Here is a 19,113-nt window from a genome sequence, read left to right on the forward strand (position 1 = left end):
GGAACGTCTTGGCTACCTGTCACCCGCTGCTTTCACACGGCGATATTATGAAAATCTGCTTGCCGCCTAACCCGTTGGACTCCACGTTTGACAACCGACATCATTACCAGAGATATTGCATCATGTTGAGATTTCGCGCGGAAAAGCAGCCAAGTAAGCCGTATGCGATCGCGGCTACCGTGGCAAACGTTGAAGTCAATGGAACGCAAATCGCTCTACCTGGAAGAGCATTAAAACGAGATACACGCTACCAAAGAGACAAGAAGCGGAAACAATGCAGAAGGCGCGCGGCGATTGAACCCATTATCGGCCACCTGAAATCGGATTACCGAATGGCCAGAAATTACCTGAAAGGCGCCATCGGTGATCGCATCAATCTGTTGCTGGCTATGGCTGCTGCCGCTTGGAATCTAAAACAATGGCTATTGGCCATTTTTTGGTTCTTCTTCCCGTGGCGAAAACTGCAGGCTTCGCCAATTCTTTGATGGAAGAAGAGCAAATTACTTGATTCTGTCTTTATAACACGCAGCCTTTTGAAACTGCTGATCAAAAATAGCGATTGATGTATTTTTTTAGGGCCAACAAATAGATCATCCTGCAAATCCATGCTATAAAATTATGTTTTAAACGCGAGATAAATAAAATGACAATCGAAAGCATGAATCACTTCACCGTGCTGAGCAGTAATTTGGAAAGAAGCAAGAATTTTTATACCAATATTCTTGGCCTTACAGAAGGTTATCGCCCGCCCTTTGCTTTTCCAGGCGCATGGCTTTATGCCAAAAATCAAGCAATCTTACACATTATGACGGGAAAACCATTACCGACCAATGCAGCCGGTGTGATTGATCACATGGCTTTTACTGCAACTAATCTGCAAGCTGTAATCGATACTTTAAAGCAAAATAGCATTCACTATGAATTGCACCGCTTGAAAGGACTGGAAAGCTGGCAACTATTCTTTCATGATCCAGACGGTGCAAAAGTGGAACTGGATTTTCCGGCAAACGAGCCGGAACCCAAAGAATAAATGTTTATTTCACACAATTCGGAGTCTTTCCGGCGGCGCGGGCCTGCTGCATCAGCGTCATGGCTTTAGGCAAAAGATCCCGCAAATCATCGATACGCGTTTCAGAAGATGGGTGAGTTGACAAGAATTCCACAGGCTGCCGACCTTGACTGGCCCGAGCCATTTTCTGCCATAGCGTGACACTCTCAGAAGGATTGAATCCAGCTTTCGCCATTAATTCAACACCAATAGTATCCGCCTCACTCTCATGCAAGCGGCTAAACGGCATGATCAACCCATACTGTGCGCCGACACCGAGCAAACCCAGTGCACTCTGCCCCATGGGCGTCCGTGGCGCCGCCACCGCTGCGATCAATGAAATACCAATTTGCGCGCCCATTTTTTGAGACATCCGCTCATTACTGTGCTTGGCCAACACATGGCCGATTTCATGGCCAATCACAGCAGCCAATTGATCCTGATTATCCACCAGCTCAACCAATCCGGTATGCACGCCAATTTTGTTACCCGGCAAAGCAAAAGCATTCAGTGTGTTATCCTTAAAAACAACCACTTCCCAATTACCGCCGACTTCACGTGTAATCGCATTTGTAATACAGCGTACAAACTGGTCTTCCTGTGCATTCTGACTGATTACCTTTTCATTCTTCAAATCTGAAAAAGCTTGCAATCCCATCGCATCCACTTCACTATCGGGCATAAAAGCTAGTTGGCTTCTTCCCGTTGGCGTAGTTGCACAGGCAGCAAGAGATATAATAATCAATAGAACCAATATCATTCTGAGTTTCATAATAGTAAGTATCTTCCTTAAAATGGATCATTAAGTTTGTTTCATCATTCTATGATATTTATTTGAATCAATAGAATAGTAACCACTTATTCTGCTATTGCCGCATAAATATTCTGGTATTTCTATTGGCTTAAAGTATGATATAACGCTTTCTTCAACAATATAAAGAGGAATTTCAAAATGGGCGATCGCGTTTATAAAGTTATCGAGATCGTTGGTTCTTCAGCCAAAAGCATTGAAGATGCCATTCAGCAAGCCATTGCCAAATCTGGTGAAACACTGCGTAACCTGGATTGGTTCGAAGTGGTAGAAACCCGCGGACATATCGTTGATGCCAAAGTTGCACACTATCAGGTAAAACTAAAAATCGGTTTTCGGCTGGATTAGCCTATTTAATCTATGATAGCTGTGACACAGCATAATAATATATACCACAGCGATCTGGTAATACTTGGTTAAGCAAATAGCCGTAGATCCTGAGGCAAAATCTGCGGTAGGATCTCTCGGTTTTACTAATAGCAGTTTATCCACAACCTGTTGATAAAAATATAAATAATTAAGACCGCATAAAAATATCCGTTCCAACACGCCACTAATTTCCAGCGTACAATACACAAATTCGTCCTATTCCGCTCGATATACCATTCATAATGTTATCGCGGCAAACCCATCACACTGATCACTCATTAATTCTCAGGAAAATAAAAATGGCAAAAGGTAAGAAATACGAATTTCGTGTCAAGCAAGAAAATACCGGTTGGACCGCAGAAATTATCAGAAAAGTAACGGCAAAGCGAACTATTGTTTCAAAGCGACAGAAAGGATTCTCATCTGAATCTGAGGCACAAGAATGGGGGGAGAATGAGCTGAAAACAATCTTGCAGAGCGTGCATGAACGAAACCTGCAACGCGCCCAACAGCATGAACAAAAGTCTGTCGAATAATAGGCACAATCCCCCCAAATACTTCACGGTATAATCAGCGTTTTACAGTAAATAATTAAATTCCATGCAAGAAAAATATCATCCCCAGGAAATTGAGAAAAACGCACAGCAATACTGGGAACAAACAGCCGCATTCAAAGCGGTAGAAATTACCAGCAAGCCGAAATATTACTGTCTGTCGATGTTTCCTTATCCATCCGGTAAACTGCACATGGGGCATGTACGCAATTACACGATTGGGGATGTATTGTCGCGTTACCGCCGCATGCAGGGTTACAACGTCATGCAGCCGATGGGCTGGGATGCGTTTGGCCTGCCGGCTGAAAATGCCGCCATGCAAAACAATGTTTCTCCAGCGAAATGGACGTACGACAACATTGCCTATATGCGCAAGCAACTGAAAAGCCTGGGATTGAGTATCGATTGGTCGCGTGAAATCGCTACTTGTGATTCCAGTTATTACCACTGGAACCAATGGCTGTTTCTGCGCATGCTGGAAAAAGGATTGGCGTATCAAACCACTGGTACAGTTAATTGGGATCCGGTTGATCAAACGGTATTAGCAAACGAGCAGGTAATTGATGGTTGCGGCTGGCGTACCGGCGCACCGGTGGAAAAACGCGAAATCCCGATGTACTACATGAAAATCACCCAATACGCCGATGAATTGCTGGCAGCGCTGGACACATTAAGCGGCTGGCCGGAACGGGTTAAAACCATGCAAGCCAATTGGATCGGCAAAAGCTACGGCGTCGACATTACCTTTCCGGCCGATACCGGATCCGGTACTCCGCAAGATCTGAAAGTGTTCACCACCCGCGCGGATACGCTGCAAGGCGCAACGTATGTCGCCGTTGCCGCTGAACACCCGATCGCGTTGCATGCCGCCAAAAGTAATCCATCGTTGCGAGCCTTCATTCAAGAATGCAAACTCGGTTCAGCCAAGGAAGCGGATTTGGCAACCCAGGAAAAGAAAGGCATGGACACCGGCTTTTTTGTTATTCATCCGCTCAATGATCAAAAATTACCGGTATGGGTGGCCAATTACGTATTGATGGGTTATGGCGAAGGCGCGGTCATGGCGGTTCCTGCGCATGACGAGCGTGATTTTGAGTTTGCAAAGAAATATGAGCTTCCTATCGAGCAAGTTATACAAATAAAAAATTTAGAAAAATATAATAATGTGACAGAAGAGTACATTGAGAGTGGTGAATGGAACGAAAAAGGCATATCTCAGCTTAATAAAAATCTTTCTCATTTCACCTTTTCTTCTGAACAATGGAAGCATTTTTACGATACGAAAAATGGTGTCTGTATTAATTCTGGAGAATATGATGGTTTGGAATTCCAAGATGCAGTAGATGCTATTGCTGCTGATCTTGAAATAAAGGGACTAGGCAAAAAACGCGTGCACTATCGTTTGCGCGATTGGGGCATTTCACGCCAGCGCTATTGGGGCTGCCCGATTCCGCTGATTCATTGCGCCGATTGCGGCGTGGTGCCGGTGCCGGATAATCAATTGCCGGTGGTGCTGCCGCAGGACCTGGTGCCCGATGGCTCGGGCAATCCGTTGGCAAAAACACCGTCTTTCTACGAATGCGCTTGCCCGAAATGTGGCAAAACTGCGCGTCGGGAAACCGATACCATGGATACTTTTGTCGACTCCTCCTGGTACTACGCTCGCTATGCCTGCCCCGGCCAGAATCAGGCAATGACCGATGAACGCGTCAATTACTGGCTGCCAGCCGATCAATATATCGGCGGTATTGAACACGCCATTTTGCATTTGCTGTATTCGCGATTCTGGAGCAAAGTCATGCGCGATCTGGGTTTAATGACTTTGGATGAACCGTTTACCAATCTGCTGACGCAGGGCATGGTGCTGAATGAAATTTTTTACCGCAAATCCGACAGCGGACGCATGACCTATTTTAATCCGACGGAAGTCAACATCCAGTATGACGAACAAGGCAAACGCTGCGGCGCAATCCTGCAAGCCGATAACCAGCCGGTTGAATCGGGCGGGATCGGCACCATGTCGAAATCTAAAAATAACGGGGTTGATCCGCAAAAACTGGTGGAAGAATACGGCGCCGATACCTCACGCTTGTTCATGATGTTTGCCAGCCCGCCAACACAAACACTGGAATGGGCTGACGCCGGCATCGATGGCGCATACCGTTTTCTCAAACGGCTATGGAAACAGGTTTATACTCACCTCCAGCACGGTGTGGCCAAGATCGATCTCTCACTGCATCAAACCTTGACGCTGGAACTCAAATCCCTGCGCTGCCAGTTGCACCAGACCATCGCCAAAGTCAGCGACGACTTGGACCGGCGCCACACATTCAATACCGCCATTGCCGCTGTGATGGAACTGATGAACGGCTTGGCAAAAAGCCAGGGCAATGACCCAGCTAGCCGTAACCTGATGCAGGAAGCACTGGAAAATATTGTGTTATTGCTCTCTCCGATCGTTCCGCATATCTGCCATGAACTGTGGCGTGAACTCAAACCGGGCACCGAACTCTTTGATCAGCCTTGGCCACAAGCAGACAACACAGCCATGGTGCAGGATGAAATCAAGCTGATTGTGCAGGTCAATGGTAAATTACGTGGAGAAATCAATGTCGCCAAGGATGCCGGGAAAGACGCCATCGAGCATGCCGCCTTGACTAATGAACAGGTGCTGAAATTTATCGAGGGGCAAGCAGTCAAAAAGATCATTGTCGTGCTCGGCAGATTGGTCAATATTGTTGTATAGGAACAGAGCAAATAATTATGAATCTGAGTAAACAGAAAATTCTTATCCTGGTGGTATTGTTCCTGCTGACTGCTTGCGGGTTCCAGTTGCGCGGGCAAATCTCTTCACTGCCATTCAAATCAATGTATGTCTCCGCACCCGAGGGACATACCATTGGTTTGGATCTAGAACGTGCGGTAGCTACTTCATCCACAACCAAAGTCACCACCAATGCGGTGGAAGCAGAAGCCGTTCTGGAAGTTGTCAGTGCTGTACATGAACGGGTCATCCTGTCGTTGTCCGGTGGTGGCCGTGTGCGTGATTTCAATTTGATCTACCGGGTCGTGTATCGTCTTGTTGATAAACAAGGTATTGAAATTATCCCCAACACTGAAATTGCTATAACACGCGTCCTTCCTTTCCTAGATGCGCAAATCCTGGCCAAAGAAGCGGAGGAGAAGTTGCTGCAAAAAGACATGCAGGCCGACGCCATCCAGCAGATCATCTGGCGCTTGTCCGCAATTAAAATGCCATCTTAGACCATCGTTGACGCTAATTGCCGGCATGCGGATAAAACTCGAACAGCTTCCTCAGCACCTGCAAAAACAAACGGCTTCGCTCTACACATTATTTGGCAATGAACCGCTGCTGATTCTGGAAGCCGCTGATTTAATCCGTACCCATGCACGCCAGCAAGGTTATAACGAACGTGAGCTGTTCACCGTTGATCAGCACTTTAATTGGTCTGATCTGTTGAATGCAGGCAACAATTTATCTCTGTTTGGCGATCGCAAAATTATGGATATCCGTATCCCCTCCGGAAAACCCGGCAAGGAAGGCGGTAAAGCCATAGAAGCCTACTGCAACGCACTGCCGCCCGATACTCTCACGCTTATTACACTTCCCAGGATAGACAAACAGGGGCAAGCAACCAAGTGGTTCAAAGCGCTTGAAGCCACCAGCATGCTGATCCCGGTTTACGCCATCGAGCGTGACCAGTTACCCGGCTGGATCGGACAACGGCTTGCCAGACAGCAACAAAAAACCGATTCCGCCGCGCTGCAATTTCTTGCGGATCAAGTGGAAGGCAATCTGCTCGCCGCACATCAGGAAATTCAAAAACTCGCGTTGCTCTATCCCGCCGGAAACCTGACATTCGACCAAGTAAAAGAGGTGGTTCTGAACGTGGCACGCTACGATGTTTATCAATTATCTGACGCCATGATCTCAGCCAGTATTGCCCGTTACACTCGTATCCTGACCGGATTGCAAAGCGAAGGCACCGCCCCGCTCCTGATTCTTGCTACCCTTGCCGAACAAATCCGCCAGTTGATCATCATCCGCAAGGGTCTCGACAACGGCCAACCGCCCGCACAACTACTGCAGGCAACCAGAGTCTGGGGAGATCGACAGAAATCAGTAATGACCGCCGCCAAACGCATCAGCCTGCAATCGCTGATGCAAGGATTAAGCGACGCTGCGAAAATAGACCGGATCATTAAGGGGGTAGCGCAAGGGGATATTTGGGATGAGTTGTTGCAATTGGGTTTGCGTTTTGTCATCCATAAACATTGGAATTCTGAGAAAATAGCTAGTTAACCTAGCTACTATTCCTTTTGTTTACAGCTTAGTTCATAAAATTCAGATGGGTAAAAGTAACCACATTTTCAGTGTGTGAGCTATCATGTTAGAAACAAACTTATTCGTATATTTGAATCAACACATCGAATCGATCAAACCTAACCCTGCTCGCCTAAACAGAAACCGTATGAGGCAAGCAGAATGTACTCAAACTCTTTCTACTATTTTTTCTGGTCCTCAGTCTTTTCCTTTTTGTCCTTTGTGATAGGATTCTGAACTCCATAGCCTTCTTCCTTAGCTTTGTAGCCGCCGTATGCGCCGGCTCCTCCTGCTGCAAGTAGCCAGCATCCCGAAAGCACCGGCACTACCAGTAGAATCACCATATAGCGTAATATTCTTGCTTTCATTATAGCCTCCAACAAAATTTATCAGAATTTTTCATTAGAATGATTATTCTAATGCTAACAATTGTGACAGATGAATAAGCATAATGCTTATTTTTACTGCACGATTACTCACACAAAAAATAACGATTTCAACTTAACGCTCATACGCCAGCACCGGTGCCAGCCATTTCTCTGTTTCTTCTACTGTCCAGCCTTTCCGCTTGGCATAGTCTTCCACTTGGTCTTTGCCGATTTTACCGACAGCAAAGAAGGTGGATTCTGGATGTGCGAAATAAAATCCAGACACCGCCGCGGTCGGTACCATAGCAAAGGACTCCGTAATAATGATGCCGGCATTCTCTGAGGCATTCAGCACTGCAAACAGCGGGCCTTTTTCGGTGTGATCCGGGCATGCGGGATAACCCGGTGCGGGACGAATGCCTTTGTATTCTTCATTAATCAGTTGCTCGTTGGTTAAGGTTTCATCCTTGGCATAACCCCAGAACTCGCGGCGCACGCGTGAATGCATGTGCTCGGCAAAGGCTTCTGCCAGACGATCCGCCAATGCTTTAAGTACAATCGCACTGTAATCATCGTTAGCATCTTCAAAGGCTTTGACACGCTCATCTATGCCAAACCCAGCGCCGACGGCGAATAAACCAATGGTGTCCTTGATGCCGGTTTCCTTCGGTGCGATAAAGTCAGACAGGCAGCGGTTGGGTTTCCCGGTCGGCTTCTGGTCTTGCTGGCGCAAACAATGATAAGTCATGGCCAGCTTACTGCGCGTTTGATCGGTATAAATTTCGATATCATCGCCGACGGAATTGGCCGGGAACAAACCGATCACCGCGTTGGCACTCAGCCATTTTTGCTCAACGATTTTCTTCAACATCGTCTGCGCATCGCGAAATAGCTGGCTGGCCGTTTCTCCGACAACTTCATCCTGCAGGATGGCTGGATAACGCCCGGCGAGTTCCCAGGCTTGAAAGAAAGGTGTCCAATCGATATACGGAACAATCTTGTCCAACGGGTAATTATTCAACGTACGGACACCAATCAGCTCGGGCTGATACGGCTGGTAATTCGTCCAATCGGTTTGATACGCATTGGCGCGCGCTTCAGCCAGTGTCAGTAGCTTCGCCGTCCCTTTCTTGTTCTTGTGCTGGATGCGCACTTTCTCGTATTCTTCCTTGATTTCCTGCACATAACCCGCCAGTAAATCCCGTGACAGCAGATTACTACACACACCCACTGCACGGCTGGCATCCGGCACCCATACGGTTGCACCTTCATAATGCGGCGCAATTTTGACTGCGGTATGCACCCGGGAAGTGGTAGCGCCGCCGATCAATAGTGGAATCGTGAATCCCTCACGCTGCATTTCCTTGGCAACATGCGCCATTTCTTCCAGGGAAGGCGTAATCAATCCCGACAGGCCGATAATATCGGCCTTTTCACGCCGCGCCATATCCAGAATCTGCGCGCTCGGCACCATCACGCCCATGTTGATCACTTCGTAGTTGTTACATTGCAAAACCACGGTCACAATGTTCTTACCGATATCATGCACATCACCCTTGACGGTAGCGATGACGATTTTTCCTTTGGGCTTGTTATCGCCGGATAATTTCTTTTCCGCTTCGATGAAAGGCAGTAAATGCGCCACCGCTTGTTTCATCACCCGCGCCGACTTAACCACTTGCGGCAAAAACATTTTACCGGCGCCAAACAAGTCGCCCACAACGCTCATGCCTTCCATCAACGGCCCTTCAATCACCTGGATCGGACGGCCGCCTTTGTTGTCAATCTCCACCCGCATCGCTTCGGTATCTTCCACAATATATGTGTCAATGCCCCTGACCAACGCATGCGTCAGCCGTTGTTGCAGTGGTTCATCGCGCCAGGCCAGGTCTTCCACCTGTTCTTTTTTCTTACCTTTGAAATTTTCCGCAAATTCAACCAGACGTTCGGTCGCATCCGGACGCCGGTTCAGAATGACATCTTCAACTTTTTCCAGCAGCTCAGCAGGAATATCCGAATACACACCCAGTTGACCGGCGTTCACAATGCCCATCGTCATGCCAACTTTGATCGCGTGGTACAAGAACGCGGTATGAATGGCTTCCCGAATGGGCTCGTTGCCGCGGAAGGAAAACGAAACATTGGATACCCCGCCGCTCACTTTGGCATACGGTAGGGCTTTTTTGATGGTACGGGTGGCGTCGATAAAATCGACACCATAGTTATTATGTTCTTCAATCCCCGTCGCGATCGCGAAAATATTCGGATCAAAAATAATGTCTTCGGGCGGGAAGCCCACCTGATCGACCAGCAAACGATAACTGCGCGTGCAGATATCCACTTTGCGTTTCAGCGTATCGGCCTGACCTAGCTCATCAAATGCCATCACGATCACCGCCGCGCCATAGCGGCGAGCCAATCTGGCATGCTTGATGAATTCTTCTTCGCCCTCTTTCATGCTGATCGAGTTGATGACGGATTTACCTTGCACGCATTTCAAACCTGCCTCAATCACGGTCCATTTACTGGAATCCAGCATAATCGGTACTTTGCAGATATCCGGCTCGGCGGCGACCAGATTCAGGAATGTCACCATGGCTTTTTTCGAATCCAACATGGCTTCATCCATATTGATATCGATGATCTGTGCACCACTCTCAACCTGGCTACGCGCTACGTTCAACGCTTCGGCATAATCATCGTTGAGTATCAAACGGGCAAAGGCTCTGGATCCGGTAACATTAGTGCGTTCACCAACATTCACAAACAGTGAATCATCCCCAATATTCAATGGTTCTAAACCGGACAAACGCAGTTTCTTGGGAATTTCGGGTATCTTACGCGGCGCGATATCGCTGACTGCTTGTGCGATGGCTTTAATATGTGCCGGCGTTGTCCCGCAGCAGCCACCCACAATATTCACAAAACCGGATTGCGCGAAGCCTTTAATTTGATTCGCAGTATATTCGGGCGATTCATCATAGCCCGTGTCGGATAACGGATTGGGTAAACCGGCATTGGGATGCACACTGGTATAAACATCCGCCACACCGGCCAGTTCTTCGATATACGGGCGCATGAGCTCGGCGCCCAACGCACAATTTATACCGACCGATATCGGCCGCGTATGGCTGACCGAATTCCAGAATGCTTCCGGCGTTTGTCCAGAAAGTGTGCGTCCGGAAGCGTCGGTAATGGTGACTGAAATCATGATCGGCAGCCGGATGCCATGGTCTTCGAAGAATTGGTCAATAGCAAACAGCGCCGCTTTGGCATTGAGCGAATCGAAGATGGTTTCAACCAGCAGAATATCCACCCCGCCATCCACCAGCCCGCGAATCGACTCGGTGTAGTCTACGACAAGTTGATCATATGTAATCCCGCGAAAACCCGGATCATTGACATCCGGAGAAATGGAGGCTGTTTTGGTTGTCGGCCCGATCACACCGGCAACAAAACGCGGCTTTTGCGGTGTTTTCACTTCGAAACTTTGCGCAGCTTCGCGCGCCAGTTTTGCGGCAGAGCAATTCAATTCATACACCAGATCCTGCATGTGGTAATCCGCCATCGAAGCCGCATTGGAATTGAAGGTATTGGTCTCAAGGATATCCGCGCCCGCCTCCAGATAACCCGTATGGATCGAACGGATAATCTCCGGCTGTGTGAGCGTCAATAAATCATTATTTCCTCGCAGATCATGCGGAAAATCGGCAAAACGTTGACCACGAAAATCCGCCTCGGTCAGTTTGAATGTCTGAATCATCGTACCCATCGCGCCATCCAAAATCAGGATGCGCTGGGCAAACAAACTTTCCAATAAGGCGGTGCTGGATTCTCTAGTCATGGATTGGTTCACGCTGTAAAAAAGATGGATGAGACATTATACCTGAGGTGTTTCGATCTATCGCGCAGGTTGTTAGTGGCAAAAGTTGGATGGCCACTCACTTATTCTAGCTTTTCCATCCAGCTCTCTTTATACATTCCGTTCAATCGTGTTTTGTCTCGACCGATGAAATTGATTACAGATAAAGCAATTGCAAACGGTAGCCCAGTGCATTCAATTGGCTGCTATCAAAATCCAGCCGGATCTCAATCTCACGCCGGGGCTCTATAAATTGTAGCGATTTGTCTTGATCCAGCAAGTAATCTTGGGCGGTAAAAATACGGCTGGTGATGATTTGATCATGGACATCCAGCAATAAGAGTTGCAGTACCGGAAATGCTTGCGGGAAAAGGGCGTGATTGCTGATGATCGCTCGCATGGTGGTGACTTCCGGTTGCCGCGTCAGATTCTTTTGCAAATCCGATGATTCGATACCCAGTTGTTGGATATCTTGCGGATAGGGTACCGTGCAGGCAATGAACGCAAAATAGCGTTCCAGATAAGGTCTGATTTCCGGTGCGATGATCGTCAGTTCGGTACGATAGGCATACGCGATCTGGCCGATCAACAACAGCAACAGAAGAACATTCGCCAGCCCCCAACTCCACGATTTTTCGGCTGGTTTGTCTTCATCAAAGGGATTATCCGACGCTTCAATTGTTTCCGGATTCCGGTCTGGAGCAACCGGCAGATCCATTGCACTGCGTGAATTCGTGATTACTGCCAGATCTTCTGTGACTGCTTGCGGTTCGCTGATTGGTCGCGATTGAAACTGGGCTGGGGATTCAATGGTAGATTCATTGACGGTACTCAACGTTGCAAACCCATTGAATATCCGCTGACAATGCCCACAACGCACTTCACCGCCATAGGCCTGCAATTGCGCGGAATTCACACGAAAGGTCGTGCCACAACCAGGACAGAGTGTTACCAGCGCCATTCGCTACTCCCTGAGATGGATCGGATTAAATGCCAATAACCGGATAATTGGATAGGAATTTAATTGCTTCGGTACCAACTTAAAATCCCGGCAAGCCCCAGGAAGCAATGATTATTTCACCTTTTGATTCCGGTTAACAGTACCCAACCTTCCTGCGCATTGGCAATACACATATCAAACCATTGCTGATAAACGCCTCTGACGTCCACGGCTTGCTCTTGCAGAATGCCGGACAACACAATATGACCACCTTTCCGGGTTGCTTGCTCAAGGATGGGCGCCAGTATGATCAAAGGATTCGCCAGAATATTTGCAACCACAACATCCACTTGTTCGTTGGGCTGTAAATCCTGCTCGGCGGCTCTATGCGTTGTTGCAAAAACAAATTTCTCGGAATCGCAGTCATTGCGCAGTGCATTGTCTTGACTGGCCGTAATCGCTTGGGAGTCAATATCAATGCCGGTTACGTGATCTGCGCCGAGCTTTATCGCCGCAATCGCCAATATTCCAGAACCGCAGCCATAATCAATCACGCTGTCTCCGGGTTGCAGATTCTGGTCCAGCCAGCCCAGGCACAGTTGCGTCGTCGGATGACTGCCGGTGCCAAAAGCCAGGCCGGGATCGAGTATCAGATTGATCGCCGCCGGATCGGGCGATTGATGCCAGGTTGGAACAATCCATAAACGCGGCGATATTTGAATCGGATCAAATTGTGATTGCGTCAAGCGCACCCAATCCTGTTCTTCGACGCGCTCCAAACGATAATTGGGTTGACTATCCAGTTGCAAGAGCTGCGTGACAGTACGCATAATTTCGTCAAAATCCGCGCCTTGATTAAACAATGCAGAAACTTCTGCATTCTGCCAGATCACTCCGCTCGGTTCGCCGGGTTCTCCGAACAGCAATTGTTCATCTTGCGTATCGGCGGCTGCATCATGAATATCCACTGACAGCGCGCACTGTTCCATCAAGGCATCACTCAGTAATTCGGCATGCGCCGCATCAGCTCGGATAATCAGCGTAACCCAGGACATATGCTTCTTATCGAGTCTGCTGACAGTAAAATGGAATGAAAATGATCGTTTGCCTATTAATCCTTCTTATTATGCAGGGCAAGTTTCTGCTCCAGATAATGAATCGCGACACCGCCGCGCAGGAAGGATGCATCGGTCAACAGATCCAGATGCAATGGGATATTGGTTTTAATGCCGGTAACCACCATTTCGGACAGAGCAATCCGCATGCGCGCAATCGCTTGTTCACGCGTATCCCCATAAGTAATGATCTTGCCGATCATGGAATCATAATGCGGCGGCACCATATAATTATGGTAAACATGTGAATCAACCCGCACACCCGGTCCGCCCGGCGCGTGATATTGCGTAATACGTCCGGCAGAAGGTGTCAGTTTGTAAGCATCTTCCGCGTTGATACGGCACTCTATCGCATGCCCCTTGATGACGACATCCTTTTGACTAATCGGCAACACCAGACCGGCTGCCACATTAATTTGCGCCCGTACCAGATCAATACCGGTAATCGCCTCCGTCACGGGATGTTCCACTTGCAAACGCGTGTTCATTTCAATGAAGTAAAATTCATTGTTCTCAAACAGAAACTCAAATGTGCCCACACCGCGATATTTAATACGGCGGCACGCATCGGCACAACGCTCCCCCATTTTATTACGCAATTTTTCCGATATGCCGGGCGCTGGCGCTTCTTCGAGAATTTTTTGGTGGCGGCGCTGCATGGAACAATCTCTTTCGCCCAAGTGAACGGCATTGCCATGTTCATCTACCAATAATTGGAATTCGATATGGCGCGGATTCTCCAGATACTTTTCTGCATAAACAACCGGATTCCCAAACGCTGATTGCGCTTCGTTACGCGTCATAATAACGGCATTGGATAACGCCGCTTCGGTGTGTACAACCCGCATTCCGCGGCCGCCGCCGCCGCCGGCAGCTTTAATGATGATCGGATAGCCGATCTCCCGCGCAATCTTTTTAACCTCATCGATATTTTCAGGTAGTGCACCATCGGATCCCGGCACACAGGGCACGCCGGCTTTTTTCATGGCATTCTTCGCGCTGACTTTATCGCCCATCAGCCGAATTGTTTCCGGCCGCGGACCGATAAACACAAACCCGCTTTTCTCCACCCGTTCGGCAAAATCCGCATTTTCTGACAGAAATCCATAACCGGGGTGGATGGCTTCCGCGTCGGTCACTTCTGCAGCACTGATAATCGCCGGCACGTTCAGATAGCTCTGCGCCACAGGTGCCGGGCCAATACAGACCGATTCATCGGCCAGCTTGACGTATTTTGCTTCCGCGTCGGCTTCAGAATGCACTGCAACGGTTTTGATACCCATCGCACGACAAGCGCGCTGGATCCGCAGGGCAATTTCGCCACGATTTGCTATAAGAATTTTCTCAAACATAGTTATCTGATCTCTATTCAGATAATCATTGAATTACGAATAAGGGTTCGCCATATTCAACAGGCTGACCATTCTCTAGCAAGATCGCTTTGATGACCCCATCTTTATCGGCTTCAATCTCGTTCAACAGCTTCATTGCTTCAATAATGCACAATGTATCGCCTGCTTTAACTCTATGCCCGACTTCGACGAATGCACTCGCACCCGGCGATGCAGCTCGATAGAATGTTCCCACCATGGGAGATTTAACAATATGGCCATCCGGTATTGCATTCTTATCAGCAGCTGAAGATCCATTGGTATTTACTGCTTCTGATCCAGGCGTTGGTGCTTGCTGCTGAACAGGGGACATCATCGGCTGCATGCCAGGCGGCATAAACGCATAATTTTGCACCCCGGAACCAGATTTACTGATGCGAACTTTTTCTTCGCCTTCCGTAATTTCTAATTCCGCAATACTTGATTCTTCAACCAGTTCAATGAGCTTCTTAAGCTTTCTTAAATCCATATCCAATCTCCCGAGACAAAGCCTCGTTTTAAGGTAGTTTTGAGAACAAAAATATTAGTGTAAAATGAGCAAGATTACAGCTGTGTTGCGAAAAGAACTGCAGTTTAAATTCGGATTTATCGATAGTTCATATTCAACATCCGGTTAACTTAAGATGTCATTGCATATTCCAGTGCCAATTCATATCCTTTAGCCCCCAAACCACTAATAATACCTATCGCCAAATCGGAAAAATAGGATTTCTGACGAAAAGATTCACGGGAATAGATATTTGAAAGATGCACTTCTATAAAAGGCAGTTTGACAGCAGCAAACGCATCACGCAAAGCAATACTGGTATGCGTGTATGCAGCCGGATTGATGATTATGAAATCTGTTCCATCATTCACCGTTTGCTGAACTCTATCTATCAGAGCCGACTCAGCATTACTCTGAAAGAAATCCAGTTTAACACCTGTACTTTCAGTTAATCTGCTTAAATTTCTGTTAATATCTTGCAACGTCGTGCCACCATAAATCTCCGGTTCACGAACACCCAGCAGATTCAAATTGGGTCCATGAATAATCAAGATATTTCTTGCTTTTACATTTTTCGAATCCATTTGATAATTATGGACTCTTACGCTAAAAATGTACAGTTTTTAAAGAATTTCGCCGAACTTAAGCGAAAGTTGTTGAAAAAATATTGAATCTGATCGTTCAAAAAAACAGAATCGGCATCAGCTCGCAAAAAAATCATAACCAAACCGCAAACAATCGAATCCGGTTCTTTATAATTTGCCCGCAATTGCCCAAGCATCTATAATAGCCCGCTTGGTTCAAGCCGGGCTGTTGTAGCTCAGTTGGTAGAGCAACTGATTCGTAATCAGTAGGTCCGCAGTTCGATTCTGCGCAACAGCACCATTAATTCATATAGTTAAATACATTACGTAAAATAACTTCTACCCCAAAGGGCACTGGCGGGGCACTCAATAAAAACAAACTGCAACAAATCTTCATCTAATTTTCACCTTTTTCTACCCATAAAATCCCGCCACAAAAACCACAAAAGTTCCATATTTTATTCTCAACTGCCCCATGAATGCCCCTTGATTCACTTGCTAGTTAATAACATACTGTTATTATTATTAATCAATTATAAATACTTATGAATGTTAATCATAAGTTGCTATTTATTGCCCTTTGTTGTAGCATCTTTTCTAGTGTTTATCACTTGAAGGAAAGCAATTATGGCAAATATCGAAAAGCGTATTTCTAATGATGGAAAAACCAGCTATCGGGTAAAAATAAGATTAAAAGGCCACCCCGGGCAATCAGCAACATTTGAACGCCTGACTGATGCAAAGAAATGGTCACAGCAGACAGAATCGGCAATTCGTGAGGGCCGCCACTTCAAAACCACAGAAGCTAAACGGCATACTCTGACTGAATTGATAGACCGCTATTGCCAGGATGTGCTACCGGCCAAAAAGAGTGCAAAAGATCAAGCGCAACAATTAACATGGTGGAAATCTGAAATAGGAAGCTACGCCCTTGCTGATGTAACACCTTCACTATTAGCAGAATGCAGAGATAAACTAGGCCGTGAAATCACTGTACGCAATAAACCGCGTTCACCTGCAAGCGTAGTGCGATATATAGCCGCACTATCTCATGCTTTCACTATCGCTGTAAAAGAATGGGGTTGGTTAGAAGATAGCTTGATGCGCAAAGTAACCAAGCCAAAAGAATCACGCGGGCGGGTGCGTTTCCTTTCTGATGATGAACGCATACGCTTATTAAAAATCTGTAAAGAATCCAGCAACCCTTATCTTTATGTTGTCGTAGTGCTGGCATTGTCAACCGGAATGCGTCAAGGCGAAATCATGGGGTTAACTTGGGACGTGATTGATTTAAACCAAGGCCGTGCAATACTACATGAAACTAAAAACGGCGAACGCCGCGCCGTGGCTATTACTGGCCATGCTTTAGAGCTAATAAAAGAACTTTCAAAAGTACGCCGGATTGATAGCAATTTACTTTTTCCATCTAAGGAAAACGCACCACAAAAACCACAAAAACCTATGGATTTACGCTCCCCATGGGAAACAGCCATAAAAAAAGCAGAACTTCAAGATTTCAAATTCCATGATTTACGTCATAGTGCTGCATCATATCTTGCAATGAATGGCGCAAGCCTAGCTGAAATTGCCGAAGTGCTGGGACATAAAACCTTGCAGATGGTGAAGCGATACGCCCACCTAAGCGAAGGACATACTGCCCGCGTAGTGGCTTCTATGAATAATAAAATCTTTGGATAGAAATTGTTATGAATCGCAAAAAACTTATATGGAATAGCGAGTCAATAGACTGGGCATATTGGGCAAATCTGCAATTAATATCATTCAAAGATGCATGTTGGCTGGTTTGCGGAGTAGATCCAAATATATGTAATAACGAGTCAATAGAAAGTAAATACTATTTATCTGATGAAAAGAAAATTGAAATTAATAAAGCTATTACTCAGGTTAAATCCGATATTCTGGCTAAAGAGGAAAAGGAGTATAACTCACCTTGGGATTGGGTATGCTGGGCAGAAGGAAAGGGCATACCAGTTCCAACGAAATTTCATGCTTTAGCTTTTGAGGCCAAGAAAAAAAGTATTCATGTTCACACGGCGCAGCAGTTAGAGGAAATAAGTGAAGAATCGTTAGTATGGTATATGAAGCAAGATAGCTGGGCATACTATGAGGCAATTTTTCTAATCCATGGCTATAAACCCCCTGGGTCTTTTGAAGGATTTGATGAAGTAAGAACTCATTTTCCTAATGATTATGCAATGCTTGAAAGAAGTATTCCCATAGGTTCTATCGGCAAAGAAGTCATACAAGCAGGTCAAAAGGATTTTATTGATACACCAGAACGATGGTTAGAGTGGGGAAAATCAAAAGGCCTATTGTGTGAGTTTTTAACAAGATTTGAAGCAAATAACAAGAATCATAATTCTTTGGAGACTGAAGCACCATCAGCAGAAGTTGGAGATGTACCAGTATCGAAACAATCAAAAACACAAGATGACCCTTGGAAAGGAATTGCTTTACTCAAAGCAGATGAAATTTATAAAAAACAAAAGGCTATAAGTTGCGATCCTTCCAAATCGGCAATTGCAAACTTGATAGCTAAAGAATTCGAGAAGGATGGTATACAAACCGTCAAAGGGAAGAGATTAAACGGCGAATATATAAAGCGACACGCCTTAAATACATGGAATAGGCCAAACAAGTAAGCAGGAAAAATGAGCAAATCCGGAAATTCTTTTTTTCCTTAATTTTTCCGAATCAAGAAATTCATCAAACCCAATAACGGCAGTGGTTTCAAAGCTCCTCCGCTTTGCTATGCGGCAAATTTTTGCCTTGATTTAATATCATGAGGAAAACGGTGCAATACCGCACCGAACCGAACAGATTATTAAAGGCAACCGCAATGGAAAATACTACTGTTACACAAGCGATTCAATCAGCTTATCCAGATTTACCTATACAACCCCGAACACTGTTGACTGTTCGCCAATTTAGCGACAAGCATGCGGCATTTACACAAGGCGCTATCCGCAATCTAATTTTTTTAGCTGAAAGCCGCAAGACTTCGAGAGGCACAATTCAAGGTAATGGCTTGAATATTGCCTTGGTAAGAATAGGCAGAAAATTGCTTATTGATGAAGCCAAATTTTTCCAGTGGATTGATGAGCAGCAAGGAGGTACAAAATGGGTTCTGTCGCATTAAGCGAGATCATCGATACCTTCGTGTAGACTGTTGACATCGAAAAAATGGTGAGGCTACATGCTGGTTGTAAAAGGAATGC

17 protein-coding genes, 1 tRNA gene and 1 pseudogene are annotated in these 19,113 nt (G+C 46.4%); 11 read left to right on the forward strand and 8 right to left on the reverse strand.

Annotated elements, in window-relative coordinates; translation table 11 throughout:
* Positions 1 to 278: 278 nt before the first annotated feature.
* Positions 279 to 485, forward strand: a pseudogene (locus ACH10T_RS03920) (IS5/IS1182 family transposase); the annotation flags it as partial.
* Between the two features lie 158 nt (positions 486 to 643).
* The gene (locus tag ACH10T_RS03925) at positions 644 to 1,030 is read left to right on the forward strand and encodes a VOC family protein (RefSeq protein WP_394808023.1); all 387 of its coding nucleotides are present in this window, start codon (positions 644 to 646) and stop codon (positions 1,028 to 1,030) included.
* A gap of 4 nt (positions 1,031 to 1,034) precedes the next feature.
* Here the strand turns inward: ACH10T_RS03925 and ACH10T_RS03930 are convergent, their stop codons facing one another.
* A complete protein-coding gene (locus tag ACH10T_RS03930; protein WP_394808024.1) occupies positions 1,035 to 1,820 on the reverse strand; it encodes a M48 family metallopeptidase in 786 nt (261 codons plus the stop codon).
* Positions 1,821 to 2,000: 180 nt separating this feature from the next.
* On the opposite strand from ACH10T_RS03930, the gene ACH10T_RS03935 reads away from it, so the two are divergent.
* From ACH10T_RS03935 to holA, 5 genes are all read left to right on the forward strand, one after another.
* Positions 2,001 to 2,207, forward strand: a complete 207-nt coding sequence (locus ACH10T_RS03935) for a dodecin (RefSeq protein WP_394808025.1) — start codon at positions 2,001 to 2,003, stop codon at positions 2,205 to 2,207.
* A gap of 320 nt (positions 2,208 to 2,527) precedes the next feature.
* Complete coding sequence (locus tag ACH10T_RS03940; RefSeq protein WP_394808026.1) at positions 2,528 to 2,764, forward strand: DUF3622 domain-containing protein; 237 nt, start codon at positions 2,528 to 2,530, stop codon at positions 2,762 to 2,764.
* 64 nt (positions 2,765 to 2,828) lie between these two features.
* Positions 2,829 to 5,528, forward strand: coding sequence for a leucine--tRNA ligase (leuS, locus tag ACH10T_RS03945; RefSeq protein WP_394808027.1), 2,700 nt, complete (start codon positions 2,829 to 2,831; stop codon positions 5,526 to 5,528).
* Between the two features lie 17 nt (positions 5,529 to 5,545).
* Entirely contained in the window at positions 5,546 to 6,046 is a 501-nt protein-coding gene (gene lptE / locus ACH10T_RS03950; protein WP_394808028.1) for an LPS assembly lipoprotein LptE, read from the forward strand.
* A 7-nt stretch (positions 6,047 to 6,053) separates the two neighbouring features.
* The gene (holA, locus tag ACH10T_RS03955) at positions 6,054 to 7,106 is read left to right on the forward strand and encodes a DNA polymerase III subunit delta (protein ID WP_394808029.1); all 1,053 of its coding nucleotides are present in this window, start codon (positions 6,054 to 6,056) and stop codon (positions 7,104 to 7,106) included.
* A gap of 203 nt (positions 7,107 to 7,309) precedes the next feature.
* On the opposite strand, the gene ACH10T_RS03960 is transcribed toward holA, so the two are convergent.
* The 7 genes from ACH10T_RS03960 to aroQ all read right to left on the reverse strand — a co-directional run bounded on the left by ACH10T_RS03960 (position 7,310) and on the right by aroQ (position 15,874).
* Positions 7,310 to 7,495 (reverse strand): hypothetical protein, encoded by a 186-nt coding sequence (locus ACH10T_RS03960; protein ID WP_394808030.1) that lies wholly within the window; start codon positions 7,493 to 7,495, stop codon positions 7,310 to 7,312.
* A gap of 133 nt (positions 7,496 to 7,628) precedes the next feature.
* Positions 7,629 to 11,339: a methionine synthase gene (gene metH, locus ACH10T_RS03965; protein WP_394808031.1), complete on the reverse strand. Its 3,711-nt coding sequence runs from the start codon at positions 11,337 to 11,339 to the stop codon at positions 7,629 to 7,631.
* Between the two features lie 175 nt (positions 11,340 to 11,514).
* A complete protein-coding gene (locus tag ACH10T_RS03970) occupies positions 11,515 to 12,318 on the reverse strand; it encodes a zinc-ribbon and DUF3426 domain-containing protein (protein ID WP_394808032.1) in 804 nt (267 codons plus the stop codon).
* Positions 12,319 to 12,434: 116 nt separating this feature from the next.
* Positions 12,435 to 13,352, reverse strand: coding sequence for a 50S ribosomal protein L11 methyltransferase (gene prmA, locus ACH10T_RS03975; protein WP_394808033.1), 918 nt, complete (start codon positions 13,350 to 13,352; stop codon positions 12,435 to 12,437).
* A 56-nt stretch (positions 13,353 to 13,408) separates the two neighbouring features.
* On the reverse strand, positions 13,409 to 14,764 hold the full coding sequence (accC, locus tag ACH10T_RS03980; protein WP_394808034.1) for an acetyl-CoA carboxylase biotin carboxylase subunit: 1,356 nt from the start codon (positions 14,762 to 14,764) through the stop codon (positions 13,409 to 13,411).
* Between the two features lie 25 nt (positions 14,765 to 14,789).
* Positions 14,790 to 15,272 carry an acetyl-CoA carboxylase biotin carboxyl carrier protein gene (gene accB / locus ACH10T_RS03985; protein ID WP_394808035.1) on the reverse strand — a complete coding sequence of 161 codons (483 nt, stop codon included), beginning with the start codon at positions 15,270 to 15,272 and terminating at the stop codon, positions 14,790 to 14,792.
* Between the two features lie 149 nt (positions 15,273 to 15,421).
* Positions 15,422 to 15,874 carry a type II 3-dehydroquinate dehydratase gene (aroQ, locus tag ACH10T_RS03990; RefSeq protein ID WP_394808036.1) on the reverse strand — a complete coding sequence of 151 codons (453 nt, stop codon included), beginning with the start codon at positions 15,872 to 15,874 and terminating at the stop codon, positions 15,422 to 15,424.
* A gap of 225 nt (positions 15,875 to 16,099) precedes the next feature.
* On the opposite strand from aroQ, the gene ACH10T_RS03995 reads away from it, so the two are divergent.
* The 4 genes from ACH10T_RS03995 (at position 16,100) to ACH10T_RS04010 (ending at position 19,034) form a co-directional block, all read left to right on the forward strand.
* Positions 16,100 to 16,175 (forward strand) — tRNA-Thr (locus ACH10T_RS03995).
* A gap of 326 nt (positions 16,176 to 16,501) precedes the next feature.
* On the forward strand, positions 16,502 to 17,572 hold the full coding sequence (locus ACH10T_RS04000) for a tyrosine-type recombinase/integrase (RefSeq protein WP_394808037.1): 1,071 nt from the start codon (positions 16,502 to 16,504) through the stop codon (positions 17,570 to 17,572).
* Between the two features lie 8 nt (positions 17,573 to 17,580).
* Positions 17,581 to 18,537: a hypothetical protein gene (locus tag ACH10T_RS04005; RefSeq protein WP_394808038.1), complete on the forward strand. Its 957-nt coding sequence runs from the start codon at positions 17,581 to 17,583 to the stop codon at positions 18,535 to 18,537.
* A gap of 197 nt (positions 18,538 to 18,734) precedes the next feature.
* Entirely contained in the window at positions 18,735 to 19,034 is a 300-nt protein-coding gene (locus ACH10T_RS04010; protein ID WP_394808039.1) for a hypothetical protein, read from the forward strand.
* The last annotated feature ends 79 nt before the right edge of the window (positions 19,035 to 19,113 follow it).

Origin of the sequence: Nitrosomonas sp. (assembly GCF_043753625.1) — a bacterium.
Lineage (GTDB): Bacteria > Pseudomonadota > Gammaproteobacteria > Burkholderiales > Nitrosomonadaceae > Nitrosomonas.